The sequence below is a fragment of the Streptomyces sp. NPDC043176 genome, assembly GCF_056436715.1.
On record NZ_JBWKCA010000011.1, the window covers coordinates 27,820 to 49,580 of the forward strand.

Genomic DNA, 21,761 nt, shown 5'->3' on the forward strand with positions numbered 1-21,761 from the left:
GACTGGCCGGCGGGCGTGTCGTAGCCCTCGGAAATACAGGCTCGACCCCCTACCGTGCCGCTATGCGGATCTCGACCACGATCTTCCTGACCGACGAGACCATCGATCCGGTGCGGCTGGCGCGCGAGCTGGAGGAGCGCGGGTTCGCCGGGCTCTACCTCCCCGAGCACACCCACATCCCGGTCGAACGGGCCACGCCCTACCCGGCGGGCGGCGCACTGCCCCGCGAGTACGGCCGGCTCCTCGACCCCTACGTGGCGCTCGGCCAGGCCGCCGCCGTCACCGAACGACTCGGCCTCGGCACCGGCGTCTCACTGCTCGCCGAGCACGACCCCATCGCCCTCGCCAAACAGGTCGCGACCCTCGACCACCTCTCCGGCGGCCGCTTCACCCTCGGACTCGGCTACGGCTGGAACCGCGAGGAAGCGGCCGACCACGGCGTCGACTGGTCCACCCGCCGGGGCCTCACCCACGACCGGCTGGCCCTGATGAGGGCCCTGTGGGCCCCCGAGCCCACGGCGTACGAGGGCCCGTCCGGCGCCTCCGTACGCGCCTCGGAGGCCTGGCCCAAGCCCGCCGGAGGCGCGCCCCGCATCCTCCTGGGCGGCGCGGCCGGCCCCAAGCTCTTCGCCCGCGTCGCCGAGGGGGCGGACGGCTGGATGCCCATCGGAGGCCGCGGCCTGACGGAGTCCCTGCCCGTCCTGCGCGAGGCCTGGGAGAGCGCCGGCCGCGACCCCAAGACCCTCCAGCTCGTCCCGTACGCCGTCCTCCCCAACCCGGGCAAACTCGACCACTACGCCGAACTCGGCTGCGACGAGGTCGTCCTCCAACTCCCCCCGGAGGGCGAGGCCGAGGTGCTGCGCACCCTGGACGCGTACGCGCGGTACCTCTGATGGGGCGGAGCGCCCGCCGACGGGACGGCGGGGCGGCCGGCTTCCAGGACGGACCCCTTCCTGGGGAGACTCGAACGTGCGCCGCCCCACCCGCTCGTATGCTCGGTTCATGACTGATCACCAGGCGGCCCGCCCCACCGAGAACGCCATGCGACGCGCCCTCAAGCGGGCCAGGGACGGGGTCGCGCTCGACGTGACCGAGGCGGCCGTGCTGCTGCGGGCCCGGGGCGACGACCTGACGGACCTGGTGGCGTCCGCGGGCCGCGTGCGGGACGCCGGCCTGGAGGCGGCCGGGCGGCCCGGGGTCATCACGTACTCGAAGAGCGTGTTCATACCGCTCACCCGGCTCTGCCGGGACAAGTGCCACTACTGCACCTTCGTGACCGTCCCCGGAAAGCTCCGCCGCGACGGGCACGGGATGTTCATGTCGCCGGACGAGGTCCTCGACATCGCCCGGCGCGGGGCGGAACTCGGCTGCAAGGAAGCGCTGATCACGCTGGGCGACAAGCCCGAGGACCGGTGGCCCGAGGCCCGCGAGTGGCTGGACGCGCACGGGTACGACGACACCATCGCGTACGTACGCGCCATGGCGATCCGCATCCTGGAGGAGACCGGGCTGCTGCCCCACCTCAACCCGGGCGTGCTGTCCTGGACCGACTTCCAGCGGCTCAAGCCGGTCGCCCCGTCCATGGGCATGATGCTGGAGACGACCGCGACCCGGCTGTGGTCGGAGCCGGGCGGCCCCCACCACGGGTCCCCCGACAAGGAGCCGGCCGTCCGCCTGCGGGTCCTCGAGGACGCCGGCCGCTCCTCCGTCCCCTTCACCTCCGGGCTGCTGCTCGGCATCGGGGAGACCCCGGAGGAACGCGCCGAGTCCCTGTTCGCGCTGCGGCGCGTGGCGCGGGCGTACCACTCGATCCAGGAACTGATCATCCAGAACTTCCGCGCCAAGCCGGACACGGCGATGCGCGGGATGCCCGACGCCGAACTGGACGACCTCGTGGCCACCGTCGCCGTCGCCCGGCTCATCATGGGCCCGTCCGCCTGCCTCCAGGCCCCGCCGAACCTCGTCGACTCCGAGTACGAGCGGCTGATCGCGGCCGGCATCGACGACTGGGGCGGCGTCTCGCCGCTCACCATCGACCACGTCAACCCCGAGCGCCCCTGGCCGAGGATCGAGGAGCTCGCCGCCCGGTCGGCCGACGCCGGCTTCGAGCTGCGCGAACGGCTCTGCGTCTACCCCGAGTTCGTCACGCGCGGCGAACCCTGGCTCGACCCCCGGCTCCTCCCGCACGTGCGGGCCCTCGCCGACCCCGAGACCGGCCTCGCGAACCCCGACGCCCCCGTGCGCGGGCTGCCCTGGCAGGAGCCCGACGAGGCGTTCACCGCCGCCGGCCGCACCGACCTCCACCGGACCATCGACACCACCGGCCGCACGCACGACCGGCGCGACGACTTCGACGAGGTGTACGGCGACTGGGAGTCGCTGCGCGAGGCCGCCGCGCCCGGCATGGTCCCCGAGCGGGTCGACGCCGACGTCCGCGAGGCGCTCGCCGTCGCCGCCGACGACCCGACGAAGCTCACCGACGCGCAGGCCCTCGCCCTGCTGCACGCCGACGGGCCCGCGCTCGACGCCCTCACCCGCGTCGCGGACGACGTCCGCAAGTCCGCGGTCGGCGACGACGTGACGTACATCGTCACCCGCAACATCAACTTCACCAACGTCTGCTACACCGGCTGCCGTTTCTGCGCCTTCGCCCAGCGGCGCACCGACGCCGACGCCTACACGCTCTCCCTCGACCAGGTCGCGGACCGCGCCGAGCAGGCCTGGGACGTCGGCGCCGTCGAGGTCTGCATGCAGGGCGGCATCCACCCCGACCTGCCCGGCACCGCCTACTTCGACATCGCCCGCGCGGTGAAGAAGCGCGTCCCCGGCATGCACGTCCACGCCTTCTCCCCGATGGAGGTCGTCAACGGCGCCACCCGCACCGGCCTCTCCATCCGCGAGTGGCTGACGGCCGCGAAGGAGGCCGGCCTCGACTCCATCCCCGGCACCGCCGCCGAGATCCTCGACGACGAGGTCCGTTGGGTCCTCACCAAGGGCAAGCTGCCGACCGCCACCTGGATCGAGGTCATCACCACCGCCCACGAGCTGGGCATCCGCTCCTCCTCCACGATGATGTACGGACACGTCGACCAGCCCCGGCACTGGCTCGGCCACTTCCGCACGCTCTCCCGCATCCAGCAGGAGACGGGTGGCTTCACCGAGTTCGTCACCCTCCCCTTCATCCACACCAACGCGCCCGTCTACCTCGCCGGCATCGCCCGCCCCGGCCCCACCACCCGCGACAACCGGGCCGTCATCGCGATGGCCCGCCTCCTCCTCCACCCCCACATCCCCAACATCCAGACCAGCTGGGTCAAGCTCGGCACCGACGGCGCGGCCGAGATGCTCCGCTCCGGCGCCAACGACCTCGGCGGCACGCTCATGGAGGAGACCATCTCCCGCATGGCCGGCTCCAGCTACGGCTCCTACCGCTCCATCCGCGACCTGGAGGCCATCGCCTCCGCCGCCGGCCGTCCCGCCAAGCCCCGCACCACCCTCTACGGCGAAGTCCCCTCCGAACGCCGCCGCACCGCCCGCGCCTCCGACGGCCACCTCCCCACCCTCCTCCCCGTCCTCCCCCAGCCCTAGGGCCGCGCCCCACCCACCCCCATTGCGGGCCACCGTTCCGCTGGGGTGGCGCCCACCCCGCGCCTCCGCCCACCCCGTTGCGGGCAATCGTTCCGCTGGGGCGGAACGGGTGGGCACAACGGACGGCGCCCCTTGCCGGGCCCAGGCTTCCGCGCCTGAACCCGCACCCCGTGCTCGGCGCACCACTCGGTGCGGGTCCAGGCGCGAGGGGCGGAGGCGCCGCCAAGCGCGCCGTCCCGTGTGCCCACCCGTCCCGCCCAGCGGGACGATTGCCCACACAGCGGTGGGCGAGGGCGCACACGGCGGTGGGCGGCAGTCCAGGCGGGCACGGGCCCACACGGTGGCGGGCGCGGGGCCACACGGCGGTGGGCGACGGCACAGGGGGGCGCGGGCGCAGGTGGGGCGGGGGCGACTGCGCGGGTAGGGAAAAGGTGGTCGAAAAGGGAGGGAAGGGCGTCGGATTACATATGGTTGTGGGCCCGAGACGGGCGGAGACGGTCGATTACAGTGCGGCGAGGGAGATCCGCCGACCGGGGGAGGGCACGTCGTGACGACGACAGCCGCAGCCGTCTGGGGCCGTGCAGAACAGCAGGACTTCCGGGCGAGGGTGCGGGGCTGCCTGCTGGGCGGCGCGCTCGGCGACGCACTGGGCGCGGGGGCCGAGGGCCGTACGCTCGCGGAGCTGCGGGAGGCCCACGGACCTGACGGACTCGGCGACCCGGTCCCCGCGTTCGGCCGCCGGGGTGCCGTCACCGCCGCGACCCAGATGAGCCTGTTCACGGTGGACGGTCTGATCCGGGCGCAGGTCCGCCGGGACACCGGCGCCTGGCATCCGCCGACCGACGTCCACCGGGCCCATCTGCGCTGGGCGGCCACCCAACGTGACTGGGGCCCCGACGAGCGCCGCAAGGACATCGGCTGGCTGGCCCGCGAGGAGTGGCTCTACGCCCGCCGGAACCCGCCCCGCGCCTGCCTCATCGGCCTCGGCGACGAACGCCTCGGCACCCTCGACAGGCCGAAGAACCCGGACGCCGCAGACTCCGGCGCGCTCGTCCGCTCGGCGCCGTTCGGGCTGCTCGTCGGCTGGGAGCCCCAGCTCGTGTGCCAGCTCGCCGTCGAGTGCGCGGCGCAGACGCACGGCGCCCCGGCGGCCACGCTCGCGGCGGGCGCCTTCGCCGTCACCGTGCACGGCCTCGCGCGCGGGGCGTCCGTGGAGGCGGCGGTGGCCCGGGCGGGGGAGCAGCTGGCGGTGCGCCCCGGCCACGAGCCGGTCACCGAGGCGCTGGCCCGCGCCCTCGGAGCCGTACGGGAGGGGGCGCCGGACGCGGAGCGCGTCACCGTTCTCGGGGCCGGTGAGGACCGGGCCGAGGGGCAGTTGGCGGCGGCCGTGTACTGCGCGCTGGTCGGCGAGGACGTGCGGCACGGGTTGCGGCTCGCGGTGAACCACGACGGGCCCTCCGCCGTGACCGGCGCGCTCACCGGCGCGCTGCTGGGCGCCCTGCACGGCGAGACGGCCCTCCCGCCGGCCTGGCTGGCCGAGCTGGAGGGCCGTGCGACGGTTCTCGAACTGGCCGACGACTTCTCGATGGAGATGACGCAGGGCGCCGCCCTGCACACCGCCGCCGAGTCCGCCCCGGGCTGGCTGGCGCGCTACCCGAGGGTCTGACGGCTGCCCGGCGGGGCCTCCGATCCGCTCATCCCCGTGTCTGCTCGGCCCGTTCGCCGGCCTGCGCGGGGACGGCGGCGGCGCCGTCCCCGTCCGACCCGATCCGGTCCAGGAGCGCGTCCCGCTCGGGGGTGTCCTCCGGCTTGACGAGGCCGATGAGGACGTAGAGGACGAGGGAGGTGGCGAGGGGGGACACGATCTGGATCTGGAGTTCGACGCCGTCGAGGCCGTAGTTGGTGAGCCAGAAGACGAAGAGGCCGGCGGCCCAGGACACGAGGGCGGCGGTGGGGCCGGACTTCCGGAAGGTGCGGAGCAGGCCGAGCATGAAGGGGATGGCGATCGGGCCCATGAGCCCGGCCACCCACTTGATGACGACGGTGATGATGTCCTTGAAGGTGGGGGAGTTGACCTGGGTGGCGACGGCCATCGACAGGCCGAGGAAGGCGATCGTCGACCAGCGCGCGGCGAGCAGTCCGGCCCGCTGGGTCCAGCTCCGCGCGGCCTTGCTGAGGACGGGGGCGATGTCGCGGGTGAAGACGGCCGCGATGGCGTTGGCGTCGGAGGAGCACATGGCCATGGTGTGGGAGAAGAAGCCGACGACGACGAGGCCGAGGAGGCCGTGCGGCAGCAGCTGCTCGGTCATGAGGGCGTACGCGTCGGAGCCGTCGGGCTTCTTCGGGTCGACGAGCAGCGGCGCGCACCACATGGGGAAGAAGAGGACGAGCGGCCAGACGAACCAGAGCACGGCGGAGAGCCGGCCGGAGCGGGTGGCCTCGCGGGCGGACGGGGTGGCCATGTAGCGCTGGGCCTGGTTCCACATGCCGCCGCTGTACTCGAAGGTCTTGATGAAGAGGTACGCGAGGAGGAACGTCAGGGTGTACGGGCCGGCCGTCGGCGCGGTGTGGCCCTGGAGTTCGGGCCGGTCCCACACGGTCCACAGCGCGCTGAATCCGCCGAGCTCGGAGAGGACGGCGACGAGCATCGCGACGCCGGCGAGGAGCTGGATGACGAACTGGCCGAGTTCGGTGAGGGCGTCGGCCCAGAGTCCGCCGACGGTGCAGTAGATCCCGGTGACGACGCCGGTGATGAGGATGCCCTGGTTGAGGGAGATCCCGGTGAAGACGGAGAGCAGGGTGGCGATGGCGGCCCATTTGGCGCCGACGTCGACGATCTTCAGCAGGACGCCGGACCAGGCGAGGGCCTGCTGGGTGGGCAGGTTGTAGCGGTCCTTGAGGTATTCGAGCGGGGAGGCGACCCGGAGTCGGGAGCGGAGCCGGTTCAGGCGGGGCGCGAAGAGGTGGGCGCCGATCGCGATGCCGATGGCGATGGGGAAGGACCAGGTCACGTAGGAGGTGACGCCGTAGGTGTAGGCGATGCCCGCGTATCCGGTGAACATCACCGCGCTGTAGCCCGACATGTGGTGGGAGATGCCGGAGAGCCACCAGGGCATCCGGCCGCCGGCGGTGAAGAAGTCGGAGACGGTGTCCACCCGCTTGTGGGACCAGACGCCGATCGCGATCATCACGCCGAAGTAGCCGATGAGCACGACCCAGTCGAGACTGTTCATTGCGCCCCTCCATGAGAACCGGTCCGTCTTGTGAACGCGGTTCATCGTGTGGGGAGTTGCGAGGGTGCGACAATGCAGGGGAGGGTCAAGGGCAAGTAAAATCGTTCTGATTGCTGACCCTCGTTCATGGATGTGAACTCATCGGCGGCTTGTCAGCGCATCAGCTCGCCCGCGTTCACCAGCAGCGACTGGCCCGTGATCGCCCGTGCCCGGTCCGAGGCGAGGAAGGCGGCCGCCTCGGCCACGTCGCCGTCCGTCGCCAGTTCCGGCAGCGCCATCCGCTCGGTGAGCCGGCTCAGGACGTCGGCCTCCGGCACCCCCTCGGTGTGCGCGGCGAACCGGACGTACGCCTGCACCGGCGGCCCCCACATCCATCCCGGCAGCACGGTGTTGACCCGTATCCGGTACGGACCCAGTTCGTGCGCGAGCGAGTACATCGCCGAGGTCAGCGCCCCCTTGGAGGCCGCGTAGGCCGCCTGCCGGACCTGCGTGGGCGCCGCCACCGCCGACTGCGTCCCGATCAGGACCACCGAACCCCCGCCCTCCTTCAGCGCCGGCAGGCAGGCCCGGGTCATCCGCAGCGTGCCGAGCAGGTTGACGTCCAGGACCGCCTGCCAGGTCGCGAAGTCCGCGTCCTCCAGGCCCCCGAAGTAGGAGTCCCACGCGGCGACGTGCACGACCGCGTCGATCCCCCCGAACCGCTCGACGGCCAGCGCGGCCAGTGCCCCGCACTGCTCCTCGTCGGTGATGTCCGTGGCCCGGTAGGCCGTGCGCCGCCCCTCCGGATCGATGTCGGCGGCGGCTTTCGCCAGATGGGCCTCGGTCCGTGCGCCGAGCACCGCGTTCCCCCCGTCCCGCACCACGGTCCCGGCGATCCGGTGGCCGAGCCCGGCGCCGACCCCCGACACGACGACCGTCTTCCCCTGGAGCAGCATCCGGACCCTCCTCGACCCTGGCCAAGTATCTGACGGTCCGTCAGAGTAGGTCTCCGTCAACGACTTGGGAAGGGGTACGGGAATGAGCGAGGAGACCCGCAGCGAGACCTACGCGGAACTGGCGGCCGTCGGGCCGTACGGCGTGCGACCCGGCCACGCGCTGATCACCATGGTCGAACCGCATCCGGGCCAGGAGCACGCCTACAACCGCTGGTACGAGGACGACCACTACTACGCGGGCGCCATGGCCATGCCCTGGATGTACGCCGGCCGCCGCTGGGTCGCCACCCGCGACCTCCAGGAGCTGCGCCGCCCGGAGAAGTCCGCCGTCGCCCAGCCCGTGACCGCCGGCTGCTACCTCTCCACGTACTGGATCACCGACGGCCGCTACGACGACCACATGAAGTGGACCGTCGGCATCAACAAGCGGCTCAACCGCGACGGCCGCGTCCACCAGGGCCGTACCCACGTCTTCACGGCCTTCCAGGACCACGCGGCGACCGTCTACCGCGACGGGGCCGCCGGGCCCCGCGACTTCCACGCCCTCGACCACCCCTACGCCGGGCTCGTCCTCCAGGTCCTCGACGCCGACGGCCCGGAAGCGCGCTCCGACCTCCTCGACCGCCTCCGCTCGCGCGACCTCCCCCGTCGCCTCGCCGGCTCCCCGGCCGCCATGGTCACCGTCTTCCGGCCCACCCCGCTCCCCGGCGACCGCATGACCTACGTCAAGCAGGTCGAGGGCGTCGACACCCGCCTCACCCTCCTCTGGTTCCTCGAAGAGGACCCCAGGCACTGCTGGGCCGACCACTTCGCCGACCTCGACACCCTCTGCGCCGACACCGCCCGCGTCGAACTGGTCGCCCCCTTCATCCCCACGGTCCCGGGCACGGACCTGTACGTGGACCAGCTGCGCTGACGGCTTTGGGCCGCTGACGGTTTTGGGCAAAGACCGAGCCCCCTCGGCCAGGACGGCGGACCGGACGAGAGGGCTCTTCACGTACTGCTGGTGACGTCGTGCGTGCACCGCGCTCAGAGAGCTCCGGTGCTCACCTCGCCGACGAAGGCGTTCCACGATCCCGGGCCGAAGTTGAGGGACGGGCCCTCGGGGGCCTTGGAGTCCCGCACCGCGATCGCGGTCACGACGGGGGACTTCACTTCGACGCAGGCTCCGTTCCCACCCGAGTAGGAGGACTTGGTCCACGTGTCGGTCGCGCCCTGGATGATCGCCATTGTGCTCAACTCCGGTTCTGCCAGTGGATTTGTCGCGCCGACGTTCTTGCCGGCGTGATCGACGCTACTCGCCGGTCCCGCCGGGCGGGACCGGCGTTCACACGACCGGGTGGCATATTCCAACTGGACTTCCGTGGGAGCGATCTCGGGGTGTACGGTGCCTGCCCCGGTCGGCCGGAGTCAGCCCTGGGCGTGCTTCTTGGCCATCTTCGCGATGAACTCGCGGGTCTGGTCCACGTTCAGCGCCTGCGCCCTGAGGTGCTCGTACATGACGCTGTACTTGCCCACGTCCAGCGCCTTCTCCAGGTACAGGTCGCTCGTCACGCCCTCGATGTAGACCACGCTGGAGTCCGAGGTGTCGGGGAACTCCAGGATCGAGTACTGCCCGCTGATCCCCGGATGCGCGCCCATCTCGAACGGGATCACCTGCACGGTGACGTGCGGCAGGTGCGACTGCTCGATCAGGTGCTCCAACTGCTGCACCATCAACTGCCGGCTTCCCACGATCCGGTGCAGCGCCCCCTCGTCGATCACCGCCCAGAGCCGCAGCGGGCGCTCCTCGTCCCGGATCCGCTCCTGGCGGCGGGTGCGCACGGTGACCCGCTTCTCGATGTCCGCCGGCGTCGACTCCGGCATCGCGCCGGAGATCACGGCCTCCGCGTACGCGGGGGTCTGCAGCAGCCCCGGGATGATCTGCGACTCGTACATCCGCAGACTCTCCGCGTCCGTCTCCAGACCGATGTACACGCTGTACGGGATGTCGCCGAAGGCGTGCCACCAGCCCTGCTGGCGGGAGTCCTTGGCCATCTGCATGAGGGAGTCGACCATGCGCTCGTCCTCGACCTCGTACACCCCGCAGAGGTCGCGCACGTCACGCTGGCTGATGGAGCGGCGGCCGTTCTCCAGTCGGCTGATCTTGGACTGGGAGACGAGGAGGCGCTCGGCGACCTGTTCGGCCGTCATGTTCTTCGCCTCGCGGAGCTTGCGCAGCTCCTGGCCCAATCGGCGTCGCCTGACGGTGGGGTTGACGTTGGACGCCACGGAAACTGCACCTCCGGCTGGTCTGCTGCGTAGCTGTGAGTATCTACTGCTTGGCAGACTGCCACCTGTGGCCCGGTGTGCGCTGGGAAACGACGACAACACAGGTGTGCGGGACGGCCGTACAGGCCGCCCCGCACACGCGTGCGGCTCCCGGTGGGGTACGTGGTGCGCGTGCCCGGGGCCCGTCCGGCGGATCAGGGCCGGACAGGCCCGGGCACGCGGTGGTTCAGTGCACGGCAGCGCGGGCCATGCCGCCCCGCGGCTGCGCCGGTACACCCGCGGCCGGCGCGCGGCGCGGTTGTGCCGCGGCACCGTTCTGGACGTCCATCACGGCATGCGCCACGAGGCCGCCCATCGGGTCGTGCCGGATCAGGTCGCGCAGCCGGGACCGCGACGACCGTCCTTCGTTGCCGGGGTAGAGGTGCTTCCCGAGACCGACCGCGTGGGCCAGCGCGGCAAGCGCCGCGGTCCGCGGGTCCGGCGGTACGCCGGTGCGGATCGCACTGTCCAGTCGGGAACGGATCTCCCGACTGATCGCCGTCTCCGTCGCCTGGTAGCGAGTCGTCGGCAACACCCCGCACATCTGGGTCTCCACGGCATGCACCATGCCGCATCGCTCCAGATGCGAGAGATACGTCTGGCGAAGCCCCAGTCGGGGCCCGCCGATCCAATGGACGGCCCGAACCGGGCTGCCACGTCTGCGCAGCAGCTCCAGTGCGGAGTCCAAGGTCGGATCTCCGGTCGGCCGTGGCATCACCACGGCGATACGATCCCCGTCAGGGGCTATCCGGCCTGCCAGCGCCAGCTCCACTAGCTGTGCACCGGCCAGGCCGAGGTCGAGCGACTGCGGCTGCGCTGTGGTACCCGTGGTCGGGTCCAGAGCGAGCAGCAGAAGCTCCTCCGGAATGGTTCTGCGGCTCCTGCCCATCCATGCCTCCCCGCGTGGATGAATGACAGGGTGACCCCTCTCACATTCATCTGTCGAGAGCGCCTGGGTGCTTCATCCGGGAACCAGTAGGTATGTCGTTCTCGTCTAGCACGGGAGCCAAGGGGTTCACACAGGACACTGGTAGACGGTTCGGACGTACGCATGACGCATGGAGGAGGCACGGTGGCGGGCGAGTCCCCCGACAGGGCGGAGCAGCAGGGGTCGTCGCAGGAGACGGTGACCCCCGGCGGCGGCCGGGATCCGCGGCTTTCCGTGCTACGCGAGTCAGAGCCTCCTTCGTCCGCATCCGCCTCACGGGTCCAGGTCGACCAGCCGACCGCCGTCTTCAAGACCCTGGCCCCCCGGACGCCCGAGGACGACGCGCCCCGCCAGGCGGACGAGGTGACGGAGTCGGCGGAGGACGTGACGGAGTCGGAGTCGGAGTCGGAGCCGGAGTCGGAGGCGGCCGGGTCGGCGGGTTCCGCTCCTGGGGAATCCGGTGCGTCGGAGACCGCCGCTTCCGTGGCCGCGGCTTCTGAGGCCTCCGAGGCCTCCGAGACCTCCGAGACCTCTGAGACTTCTGAGACTTCTGAGACCTCTGAGGCCCCCGCCGTCGAGCAGGAGCCGGAGAGCGCGCGCCTCAAGGCGGCCGTGACGGCGTGGATGGCTACCGCGGACACCACCGACGCCTCGGACGAGGCCCGCGTCGGCGGTGCGGCCGTGCCCGGCGCGCCCGCAGGGGCCTCCACGGACGCCGCTGAGGCGGCTGGGGCGGCTGCGGCCTCTGAGGCTCCTGGAGCCGCCGGAGCCGCCGGAGCCGCCGGAGCCGCCGGAGCGCCCGAGGCCCCCGAGGCCTCCGTGGACGCGCCCGAGGTCGGCGGAGAGGCTCCTGAGGCCGACGAGCCGGACGACGAGCCCCAGGCCGACGTGGACCCCGAGGACGAGCCCGAGCCCGCGGTGGACGACGAGGAGCCGGCCGAGGGCCGGACGGGGGACAAGGCTGCGCCCGGGGACCGGGCCGGGGCCGCGGGCAAGGCTCCCGCCGCGTCCTGGTTCGCCCGGAAGCCGGACGCCGCCGCGAAGGCCGCCGAGGAGCCGGTGAACGCCTCGGCGACCGCCTCCGCGAGCGAGCCGTCGACCGCGCCCGCGAGCGAGCCGGTGGCCGAGCCGGCGGCGGAAGCGCCGTCCGCGCCCGCCGACGACGCACCCGCCGACGACGCACCCGCGCCCGCCTCGGCCTCCACCCCCGACACCCCCGACAGCCCTGTCGACCAGCCGACGACCATGTTCAAGATGGTCCGTCCGCCGGCCGCGCCCGCCGTCGACCAGCCGACGACCGCGCTGAAGCTGCCGCCGGGCCTGGCGGCGGACGCCGACGGCGAGCGCACCAGCACCTTCCTGCCGCTGCGGCCGGACATCCCCGCCGAGCGGAAGGCGGAGGAGACGCGGGCGGCGCGGCAGGCCCCGGCGGCTCCTTCGACGCCGTCCGAGGCGCAGGCACCCGCCGCGAAGGCTGCCGCACCCGCACCCGCGAAGGCCACCGGACCCGCGTCGGCGAAGGCGCCCGCGCCCGCGCGGCAGCAGGCCGACGTGCCGCCCGCCGCGCTCGCGGAGCCGGAGCGGACCCGGCAGCAGCCGCTGCCGCCGCTGCCGCCGCTCGACCTGCTCGCGGAGCTGACGAACACGCCGCCGCCGGCGCCGACCGCGGTGCGGACGACCATGCGACGGGTCCGGATCTGGACGCCGCTGATCCTGCTCCTGCTGATCGTCTTTGCGATCGTGCAGATGGTGAGGCCGCTGCCCCCGCCCGTTCTGACCCTTTCGGCCGCACCGACCTTCACCTTCCAGGGCGGCGCGCTCGACCTGCCGTGGCCCCACGAGGGCCAGGGCGCCATCGAGGTCGAGGGCGTCGGCTCCATGGGCCGGTACGGGCCGCAGAAGCCGGCCCCGATCGCCAGCGTCACGAAGACGATGACGGCGTACGTGATCCTCCGCGACCACCCCATCAAGGGGAAGGCCGGCGGCCCCGAGATCACGATCGACAAGAAGGCCGCCGAGCAGGCGGGCGCGGCGCACGAGTCGACGGCGGCGGTGAAGGAGAACCAGGTCTACACGGAGCGCGAGCTCCTGGAGCTCCTGATGGTCCCCTCCGCGAACAACGTGGCCCGGCTGCTCGCCCGCTGGGACGCCGGTTCCGAGGCCGCGTTCGTCGACAAGATGAACGCCGCCGCCAAGGACCTGGGCATGACCCAGTCGATCTACACCGACCCGTCCGGTCTGCTCGACACCACCATGTCGACCCCGGGGGACCAGCTGAAGCTGGCGAAGGCGGTCATGCAGTTCGACGTGTTCCGCGAGATCGTGAACATGCCGAACATGACGGTCGACGGCATCCCCGGCCGGATCGAGAACAACAACAACATCCTGCTCCACGACGGCGTCAACGGAATCAAGACCGGCTCCTCCACGCCCGCCGGCGGCAACCTGCTCTGGTCGGCGAACACGGTCGTGGACGGCGAGAACCGCCGCATCCTCGGCATCGTCATGGGGGCGAAGGACGCCAAGCTGCTCAACGACAAGCTGCAGCTCGCCATCGACAACAGCCTCAAGCTGATCCAGGCGGCCCAGAAGGACGTCACCTCCGCCGCCGTCGTGAAGGAGGGCCAGGTCCTCGGCTACATCGACGACGGCCTCGGCGGCCGAACCGAGGTCGTGGCCACCAAGGAGCTCAAGGCGATCGGCTGGGCGGGCCTCCAGGTGAAGCTGGAGCTCACCGCCGGCGGCAAGGCCGTCCCGCACACCGGCAAGGCGGGCGACATCGTCGGCCAGGTCTCGATCGGCACCGGCACCGGCAAGGTCAGCTCCCCGGTCGCCCTCCGGTCGGACCTGGTGGAGCCCGGCTTCGACAAGAAGCTCACGCGACTGGGCTGACGCGCACCACCTGATCGGCTGGGCGCCCCGGATTCCCGGGGCGCCCGGCTGTTAGCGTCTCCGGGGGGACGAGACGCCGCACGCGTGACCCACGCGCGAAGCGAGCAGCGAGACGGGAAGCACGGGAAAGGGCCGCAGTGACCACCGCCGAGCCGACACGCGCCGACCGCGCGGACTCCGACCCCGACGTCTACCGTGAGACGCGTGACCCCCGCGATGCCGGTGACGCCCGCGACGCCGATGCCGGTGACGCCCGCGACGCCGATGCCGGTGATGCCGGAACCCGTGACACCCATGGCGTCGGAACCCGTGACACCGATGACGCCGGAGCCCGTGACACCGGTGACGCCGGAGCCCGTGGCGCCCGTGACGCCGACGGCGGCACCCGCTCCGGCGCCCGCCCCCACCCCGGCGCCGATACCGGGCTCTCTTCGCTCCCGCGAATAGTGCTCCCGACCCAGCGGCCCGCTCCCGCTCCCGCCGCCGCATCCGCCTCGACGCCGCCGCCGGCTCCCGGCCCGCGGCGCAAGCGCCGCTACACGGTCATGGCGGCCACCGGCCTCGCCGCCCTCACCCACGTCCTGTGGTTCTACGTCTTCGCGAACAGCGGGGGAGACCTGGCCGCACAGGACGCGTGGGCGGAGTTCGTCGGACGACATCCGGACTCCGCGTACAACCTGGCCTGGTACGGCGGGATGCACCCCGTCTCGTACAGCGTCGTCTCGCCGTACCTGATGTCGCTGCTCGGCGTCCGCAGCACGATGATGGTCGCCGGCACGCTGTCGGCCGCGCTGACCGCGCTGATCCTGGTCCGGGTGCCGGCGGTCCGCAACCCGCTGGCCTGCTCGGTCGCGGCCGTCTTCGCCTTCCTCTGCAACGCGCTCTCGGGGCGGGTCACCTTCGGCCTCGGCATGATGTTCGCGCTCGGCGCGGTCGCCGCCGTCTTCTGCTGGCCCCACCGCTGGCGCCGCAAACGCTGGGCCAAGGCCGCGGTCGCCGCGCCGCTCGCCGGTCTCGCGACCGCGTGCAGCCCGGTCGCCGGACTCTTCCTCGGGATCGCGGCGGCGGCGCTCTTCCTCAACAAGCGGCGCCCCGGCGCGTACGCCCTCGGCCTGGCCCCGGTGGCCGTGGTCGCCCTCTCCTCCTGGCTGTTCCCCTTCTCCGGTACGCAGCCGATGGCCTTCGGTTCGACCGCGCTGCCCCTGCTCTTCGGGGTGCTCGTCTTCCTGCTCGTCCCGGCGGACTGGCGCACGGTCCGCACGGCCGCCGCCGTCTACACGGTCGGCACGCTGCTCACCTGGCTCATCGACTCGCAGATCGGCTCGAACATCTCGCGGCTGCCGATGCTCTTCGCCGGTGTCGTGCTGCTCGCCGCCCTGCCGTACACGGCACCGCGCTCACGCCGCTGGTACGCCCTCGTGCTCGCCTTCGCCGGGCTGAACTTCTGGATCGGCTTCAAGGGCGTCGACGACGTCATCCGCACCGCCCCCGACGCGTCCTGGGCGCGCGAGCTCGCCCCGCTGGTCAACCAGCTCCAGGTGCGCGACGCCCGCAAGGCGCGCGTCGAGGTCGTGCCGGCCTCCAGTCACCGCGAGTCCTCCGCCCTCAGCCCGTACATCAACCTCGCCCGGGGCTGGAACCGCCAGGCCGACATGGAGCGCAACCCGCTCTTCTACGACGACACCCTCAACGCCGTGAACTACCAGGAGTGGCTCGACCGCTGGGCCGTCCACTACGTCGTCCTGCCCACCGGCGCCCCCGACTCGGGCGCCGAACGCGAGGCGGAGCTCGTCGAGGGCGGCCTCACGTACCTGCACCAGGTGTGGTCCGACGCGAACTGGCGCCTCTACGAGGTCGAGAACCCGACCCCGCTGGCGGACCCGCCCGCCCAGGTGCTCAGCGCCCAGGAGAACGAGGTCGTCATCCGCGTCGACCGCCCGGGCCGCGTCCTCATCCGCGTCCCCCACTCCCCCTGGCTCGCCCTCCTCGACGACCAGGGCCACAAGGTCGAGGCCCCCCAGGAGACCGAGGCCTCCAAGCTCGCCCGCGAGGAGTCCGACACGGAGCTCCCCAAGGTCTTCGCCAACGAGAACGGCTGCCTCTTCAAGACCGAGGCCGACGTCGAGGGCGACGAATGGACCACCCTCATCGCCCCCAAGGCCGGCGTCTACCGCCTCGCCGCCCCCTACAAGCTCTCCCGCGGCACCCCCTGCCCGGAGGAACTGCGCTGACCGCCGGGGGCCGCGGCCGACCGCCCAGGAGGCGTAACCGACCCCCGGGCCGCGGCCGACCGCCCAGGAGGTGTAACCGACCCTCGGGCCGCGGCCGACCGCCCAGGAGGTGTAACCGACCCTCGGGCCGCGGCCGACCGCCCAGGAGGTGTAACCGACCCTCGGGCCACGGCCGACCGCCAGGAGGCGTAACCGACCCCCGGGACACGGCTGACCCCGGGGCGCAACCGACCCTCCGTCACGGCTGACCCCGGGTCACGGCCCACCCCCTGGGCATGGCCGACCCCCGGCGCACGGCTGCCTCAAGCTTCCCGATAGCCGGCCGGCATCCGCCACCTCCCGCGGATCGCCGCCCACCAGCCGGACGTACCGGGCCCCGCCCGCGCCGGACAGCGAGTGGTCCAGTCGCGTGACGAGCCGTCGCCACAGCTCCTCGGCTCCGGTGTCCGCCGTCACGGTGTGCTCGTCCACGAACGGCAGCGGGACCGCCGCGCCTGTCGTCGTCGCCGTTCCCCCCGGCCCCCGTACGTGATCACGCTCCGATGCCAGGGGCTGTCCTGTCGATCGGGCCGGGCTCGTGCCGAGCGGACGGGGACCCCGGCGGGTCCACCGAGTCGCGAACGCGGACATTCCGGACGAGGATGACGAATCGTGGACCTTGGCGCCCCGCGGCGCCCCCGGGAGGTGGACAGGGATGTCCGAGCTCATCGTCATCGGTTACGACGACCTCGACCGGGCCGAGCAGGCCTTCGGCACGGTGCAGGAGCTCCAGCGCGACCAGGTCGTGCGCCTGAACGGCCTCGCGGTCGTCTCCGTCGACACCGAGGGCCGCACCCACGTCGACACGTCCAGCCGCGTCGTCGGCGCCACCGCCACCACCGGAGCACTGTGGGGGGCGATCTTCGGCATCCTCTTCCTGCTGCCCGGCGTCGGGCTCCTGACCGGCGCAGCCCTCGGCGGCCTGGTCGGCAAGCTCGCCAAGTCCGGGGTGGACGACCGGTTCCGCGAGCAGGTCGGCGACCTGCTCAGGCCGGGCTCCGCCGCCGTCGTCCTCATGGCGTCGAAGGTCACCGAGGACAAGTTCACCGCCGCCATGCAGCAGCACGGCGGCACGCTCCTGAAGACCTCGCTCAGCGACCAGGACGAGAAGGAGCTGGCCGAGCAACTCACGGGGCCCCCATAGTCCCGCCCCACCCGCAGCCCCGCCCCCTCGATCTCCCCCCACGGCACCCCCGCCCCCACACGACACCGGAGGAACCCGGCGTGCACGCTTCGGAACCCCACTGGAGACGGCCGATCACGGTCAGGGCGGCGGGCGCCGCCCTGACCGTCGTCCTCATCACGCTCGGCGCGGCCACCCTCGCGGCCTGCGACGGCGGCGGCGACAGCACCGCCACCCCGACCTTCAGCGACCGCCCCACGGCACCGGACACCGCGGGGTTCTCGGGCGAGCCCCCTTCCAACGTCGCCTCGGCGGCGGAGTCGCGCATCGCCTCCGCCCAGGCGTCCGCGGCCTCCGCCGCAGCGTCGGCCTCCGCCCGGGAGGCCGAGCGCAAGGCGTCGATCGGCGCCGAGGTCGAACGCTCCCGCCAGGCCGCCCAGGACGCCCTGAAGGGCGTCGAGGGCCGGGGGAACGCCCTCGGCGAGGTCACCATGACCGGCACGCCCCGGGCGGACGCCGGCGGCCTGCTCGCCGTCGTCGTCAGCATCACCAACAAGACGGACGCGAAGGCCTCCTACGCCGTCCAGGTCGACTTCCTCGACCCCTCCGGCAAGGTCGTCGAGACCCAGTTCACCGGGGCGGAGGACCTCCCGCCCGGCGACAGCGCCCAGCCCCTGGTCATCAGCCGCGAGCCGGCCGAACCGGTGCTGACGCCGAGGCTCACCAAGGCCCAGAGGTACTGAGACCCAGAGGTACCGAAGCCCGGAGACCCAGAGGTACCAAGACCCGGAGGTACCGAAGCCCGGAGACCCAGAGGTACCGAAGCCCGGAGACCCAGAGGTACCGAAACCCAGAGGGGATCACCCACATGTCCGAACTCATCGTCATCGGCTACGACGACCACGCCGCCGCGACCAAGGCCTTCAAGGCGGTCCAGAAGCTCCGTGACGACCACGTCGTCACCCTCACCGGCCTCGCCGTCGTCAAGGTCGACGAGGACGGCGAGACCCATGTGGACACCCCCGCGAAGTCCGAGGAGATCGCCCTGTCGGCGACGGCCGGCGCCCTCTGGGGCATGGTCTTCGGGATGCTCATCCTCACCCCGGCCATGGGCGTCGTGGGCGCGGCCCTCGGCGGCCTCATCGGCAAGCTCAACCAGATGGGCGTCGACAACGGCTTCCGCAAGAAGGTCAGCGACCTCCTGGAGCCCGGCTCCGCCGCCGTCGTGATCATGGCCTCCGAGGTCACCGACGCCCGGTTCGCCGCGGCCATGGAGCCCTTCGGCGGCACCGTCCTCAAGACCTCCCTCCCGGAGGACAGCGAGCGCGAACTCGCCGAACAGCTCGCCGGCCCGGAGCCGCGGGCCTGACACCGGGGCCGTACGACCGGAACAGGGACGAAGGCCGCCGCCCCCCTCCGTACGCGACGGAGGGGGGCGGCGGCCTTCGCCGGTGCGCGGGACTTCGCCGGCCCGCGGATCCGTGCCGGCTTGCGGATCTCAGAAGTCGACCGCGTCCCGGATCAGCGGGCACGTCATGCAGTGGCCGCCACCGCGCCCCCGGCCGAGTTCGGCGCCGACGATGGTGACGACCTCCACGCCCGCCTTGCGCAGCAGGGCGTTGGTCTGCGTGTTGCGGTCGTACGTGAAGACCACGCCGGGTTCGACGGCGACGGCGTTGTTGCCGCTGTCCCACTGCTGGCGCTCGGAGGCGTAGACGTCCCCGCCGGTCTCGATCACCCGCAGTCCCGGCAGCCCGAGCCCCTTGGCGACGACGTCGACGAACGGGGTGGTGCCCTCGTCGACGATCTCCACCCCCGGGGCCTTGTCGGACGGCCGCAGCGAGAAGGTGTGGACGGCGTCCATGATCGTCGGATAGAGCGTGACGATGTCGCGGTCGGCGAAGGTGAAGACGGTGTCCAGGTGCATGGCCGAGCGCAGCTTCGGCATACCGGCCACGATCACGTGCTGGGCCGCGCCGTTCCCGAACAGCGCGGCGGCGACCTGCGTGATGGCCTGACGCGACGTGCGCTCGCTCATCCCCATCAGGACGACGCCGTTCCCGACGGGCATGATGTCGCCGCCCTCGAACGCCGCCTGGCCCCAGTCCTGTTCGGGATCGCCCCACCAGACCGTCGCGTCCTTGAAGTCGGGATGGAAGGTGTAGACGGCCTTCATGAGGAGGGTCTCGCCGTGCCGGGCGGGCCAGTACAGCGGGTTCAGGGTCACCCCGCCGTAGAGCCAGCAGGTCGTGTCACGGGTGTACAGCGTGTTCGGCAGCGGCGGCATGAGGTACTCGCGCGCGCCCACGCCCTCCCGGGCCAGCGCCACGTACCCGGAGCGGAACTCGTCCGGCAGGTCCGCCGTGGACAGTCCGCCGATGAGGAACTCCGCCAGCTCGCGCGGGGTCAGCGACTCCAGGAACGCCCGGGTGTCGTCGACGAGTCCGAGGCCGACCTCGTTGGGGACGATCTTCCGGTCGAGGAGCCAGGTCCTGGCCGCGGGGATCGCCATCGTGTCCGCGAGCAGCCGGTGCAGCTCGACCACCTCCACCCCGCGCCGCGTCAGCTCGCCGACGAAGTCCGCGTGGTCCCGCTGCGCGTTCTCCACCCACATCACGTCGTCGAACAGCAGGTCGTCGGAGTTGGTCGGGGTCAGTCGCCGGTGCGCGAGACCGGGGGCGCAGACCAGGACCTTCCGGAGGCGTCCGACCTCGGAGTGGACGCCGAGCACGGGCGCGCCCGTCGAGGTGTCAGAAGTCATCGTGCTGCTGCCTTTCCTGGAGGGGGAACGGTTCGGCGGAATGCCGGCCACCGGCCGGGCCTGCCGGGCCATCGGCCGGGCCTGCCGGGTCTGCCGGGCGTGAGGTCACAGCTCGATCCAGCCCAACGCGAGCGCGACCACCCCGACCGTCGCGCCGGCGACGGAGACCGCGCAGAGGACGGCCTCGCCCGGTGAGAAGAGGCGCCGGTTCTGCTCGCGCCGGGCCTTGACGAACAGGAAGGTGGCGGGGGCGTAGAGGATGAAGGAGACGAGGACGAACTTCAGGCCGGCCGCGTAGAGCAGGAAGGCCGTGTAGAGGGTGGCGACGACGGCGACGACCAGCTCGCCCCGGGTGCTCCGCCCCACCGCCCCCTCCGCCCGCGGGCGCAGCGCGATCTTCACCGCGAAGCCCGCGGCCAGCAGGAAGGGGATGAGGCTCAGCGCGCTCGTCAGGTCGAGCGCGAAGTTGAACGCGTCGTCGGAGAAGGCCGTGACGACCAGGATGACCTGGCTGAGCGAGGTCGTCAGCAGCAGTGCCGGGACGGGCACGTCGTCGCCGCTGGAGCGCCCCAGGAACCGGGGCATGTCCTTGTCCTTGGCCGCGACGAACAGCACCTCGGCCGCCATCAGCGTCCAGGCGAGGTAGGCGCCCAGGACCGAGATGATCAGACCGACGCTGACGAACGCCTTGCCCCAGGTGCCGACGGCCGCCTCCAGGACACCCGCCATCGACGGCTGCCGGAGCTCGGCGATCTCGCTCATCGGCAGGATCCCGTACGACACGATCGTCACCGACGCGAAGATCGCGAAGACGCTCAGGAAGCCCAGCACCGTCGCCCGCCCGACGTCCTCCCGCCGCTTCGCGTGCCGCGAGTACACGCTCGCGCCCTCCACGCCCAGGAAGACGAACACGGTGGCGAGCATCGTCCCGCGCACCTGGTTGAACAGGGAGCCCGCGTAGTCGGCGCCGCCGAAGTTGTCCGCGAACACCGACGGGTCGAAGTAGAACAGCGCCAGGACGATGAAGACCAGGATGGGGACGAGCTTGGCGACCGTCACGATCCGGTTGATCGCCGCCGCCTCCTTGACCCCCCGCCGGATCAGCAGGAAGAACCCCCACAGCCCCACCGACGACAGCACGATGGCGAGCGCCGTGTCCCCGTCGCCCAGCGCCGGGGCGACCGCCCCGATGGTCGACATGATCAGCACCCAGTAGGTCACGTTCCCCACGCAGGCGCTCGCCCAGTACCCGAAGGCCGAGAAGAAGCCCAGGTACTCCCCGAACCCCGCCTTCGCGTACGCGTAGACACCCGCGTCCAGGTCCGGTCTGCGCACCGCCAGCGTCTGGAACACGAACGCGAGCATCAGCATGCCCACACCCGCGACCGCCCACGCGATCAGCGCCCCCGCGACCCCGGTCTCCTGCGCGAACCGGCGCGGGAGCGAGAACACCCCCGCCCCCACCATCGACCCGACCACCATCGCGGTCAGCGTCAGCAGCGTCAGCTTCGCCGCCGGCGGTGCCCCACCCGCCTTCGCCTCGACACCAGCGTCCACCTCGGCCATGCGCCACCTCGTACTCCGCCAAGCCCCGCGACGACCCCCGCCCCTCCCCCCTCCGGAATCTAATTCACCCCCACCCACTTGTCCCGATTTGATCCCCCATGTCCCCTCGTGTGATCCCCCGCAGTCCCCCACCGCACCCGGCCGGCCCCCGCCCC

The 21,761-nt window shown here is 72.3% G+C and carries 16 protein-coding genes; 9 read left to right on the plus strand and 7 right to left on the minus strand.

The window, feature by feature from the left end:
• Positions 1-62 precede the first annotated feature (62 nt).
• From AC067A_RS19420 to AC067A_RS19430, 3 genes are all read left to right on the plus strand, one after another.
• Complete coding sequence (locus AC067A_RS19420) at positions 63-893, plus strand: LLM class F420-dependent oxidoreductase (protein WP_479243703.1); 831 nt, start codon at positions 63-65, stop codon at positions 891-893.
• Between the two features lie 109 nt (positions 894-1,002).
• The gene (locus AC067A_RS19425) at positions 1,003-3,588 is read left to right on the plus strand and encodes a bifunctional FO biosynthesis protein CofGH (RefSeq protein ID WP_479243704.1); all 2,586 of its coding nucleotides are present in this window, start codon (positions 1,003-1,005) and stop codon (positions 3,586-3,588) included.
• Positions 3,589-4,135: 547 nt separating this feature from the next.
• Entirely contained in the window at positions 4,136-5,254 is a 1,119-nt protein-coding gene (locus AC067A_RS19430) for an ADP-ribosylglycohydrolase family protein (protein ID WP_479243705.1), read from the plus strand.
• A gap of 28 nt (positions 5,255-5,282) precedes the next feature.
• Here AC067A_RS19430 and AC067A_RS19435 read toward each other — a convergent pair whose 3' ends face one another.
• Positions 5,283-6,821: a sodium:solute symporter family protein gene (locus AC067A_RS19435; RefSeq protein WP_479243706.1), complete on the minus strand. Its 1,539-nt coding sequence runs from the start codon at positions 6,819-6,821 to the stop codon at positions 5,283-5,285.
• A gap of 152 nt (positions 6,822-6,973) precedes the next feature.
• Positions 6,974-7,756 (minus strand): SDR family oxidoreductase, encoded by a 783-nt coding sequence (locus tag AC067A_RS19440; RefSeq protein ID WP_479243707.1) that lies wholly within the window; start codon positions 7,754-7,756, stop codon positions 6,974-6,976.
• 82 nt (positions 7,757-7,838) lie between these two features.
• Here AC067A_RS19440 and AC067A_RS19445 point away from each other — a divergent pair, with 82 nt between their 5' ends.
• The gene (locus tag AC067A_RS19445; RefSeq protein WP_479243708.1) at positions 7,839-8,672 is read left to right on the plus strand and encodes a hypothetical protein; all 834 of its coding nucleotides are present in this window, start codon (positions 7,839-7,841) and stop codon (positions 8,670-8,672) included.
• 113 nt (positions 8,673-8,785) lie between these two features.
• On the opposite strand, the gene AC067A_RS19450 is transcribed toward AC067A_RS19445, so the two are convergent.
• The 3 genes from AC067A_RS19450 to AC067A_RS19460 all read right to left on the minus strand — a co-directional run bounded on the left by AC067A_RS19450 (position 8,786) and on the right by AC067A_RS19460 (position 10,955).
• Positions 8,786-8,986, minus strand: coding sequence for a DUF397 domain-containing protein (locus AC067A_RS19450; RefSeq protein WP_479243709.1), 201 nt, complete (start codon positions 8,984-8,986; stop codon positions 8,786-8,788).
• Between the two features lie 180 nt (positions 8,987-9,166).
• Positions 9,167-10,027, minus strand: a complete 861-nt coding sequence (locus tag AC067A_RS19455; protein WP_479243710.1) for a helix-turn-helix domain-containing protein — start codon at positions 10,025-10,027, stop codon at positions 9,167-9,169.
• A 226-nt stretch (positions 10,028-10,253) separates the two neighbouring features.
• Positions 10,254-10,955 (minus strand): GOLPH3/VPS74 family protein, encoded by a 702-nt coding sequence (locus AC067A_RS19460; RefSeq protein WP_479243711.1) that lies wholly within the window; start codon positions 10,953-10,955, stop codon positions 10,254-10,256.
• A 162-nt stretch (positions 10,956-11,117) separates the two neighbouring features.
• On the opposite strand from AC067A_RS19460, the gene AC067A_RS19465 reads away from it, so the two are divergent.
• The 5 genes from AC067A_RS19465 to AC067A_RS19485 all read left to right on the plus strand — a co-directional run bounded on the left by AC067A_RS19465 (position 11,118) and on the right by AC067A_RS19485 (position 18,648).
• On the plus strand, positions 11,118-13,886 hold the full coding sequence (locus AC067A_RS19465) for a D-alanyl-D-alanine carboxypeptidase family protein (protein ID WP_479243712.1): 2,769 nt from the start codon (positions 11,118-11,120) through the stop codon (positions 13,884-13,886).
• 545 nt (positions 13,887-14,431) lie between these two features.
• Positions 14,432-16,117, plus strand: coding sequence for an MFS transporter (locus tag AC067A_RS19470; RefSeq protein ID WP_479243908.1), 1,686 nt, complete (start codon positions 14,432-14,434; stop codon positions 16,115-16,117).
• A 694-nt stretch (positions 16,118-16,811) separates the two neighbouring features.
• Positions 16,812-17,300 carry a DUF1269 domain-containing protein gene (locus tag AC067A_RS19475; protein WP_479243713.1) on the plus strand — a complete coding sequence of 163 codons (489 nt, stop codon included), beginning with the start codon at positions 16,812-16,814 and terminating at the stop codon, positions 17,298-17,300.
• A gap of 80 nt (positions 17,301-17,380) precedes the next feature.
• The gene (locus AC067A_RS19480) at positions 17,381-18,022 is read left to right on the plus strand and encodes a hypothetical protein (RefSeq protein WP_479243714.1); all 642 of its coding nucleotides are present in this window, start codon (positions 17,381-17,383) and stop codon (positions 18,020-18,022) included.
• A gap of 125 nt (positions 18,023-18,147) precedes the next feature.
• Positions 18,148-18,648, plus strand: a complete 501-nt coding sequence (locus tag AC067A_RS19485; protein WP_479243715.1) for a DUF1269 domain-containing protein — start codon at positions 18,148-18,150, stop codon at positions 18,646-18,648.
• A gap of 129 nt (positions 18,649-18,777) precedes the next feature.
• Here the strand turns inward: AC067A_RS19485 and AC067A_RS19490 are convergent, their stop codons facing one another.
• Complete coding sequence (locus tag AC067A_RS19490; protein WP_479243716.1) at positions 18,778-20,040, minus strand: arginine deiminase; 1,263 nt, start codon at positions 20,038-20,040, stop codon at positions 18,778-18,780.
• Positions 20,041-20,145: 105 nt separating this feature from the next.
• The gene (locus AC067A_RS19495; protein WP_479243717.1) at positions 20,146-21,606 is read right to left on the minus strand and encodes a basic amino acid/polyamine antiporter; all 1,461 of its coding nucleotides are present in this window, start codon (positions 21,604-21,606) and stop codon (positions 20,146-20,148) included.
• Positions 21,607-21,761 lie beyond the last annotated feature (155 nt).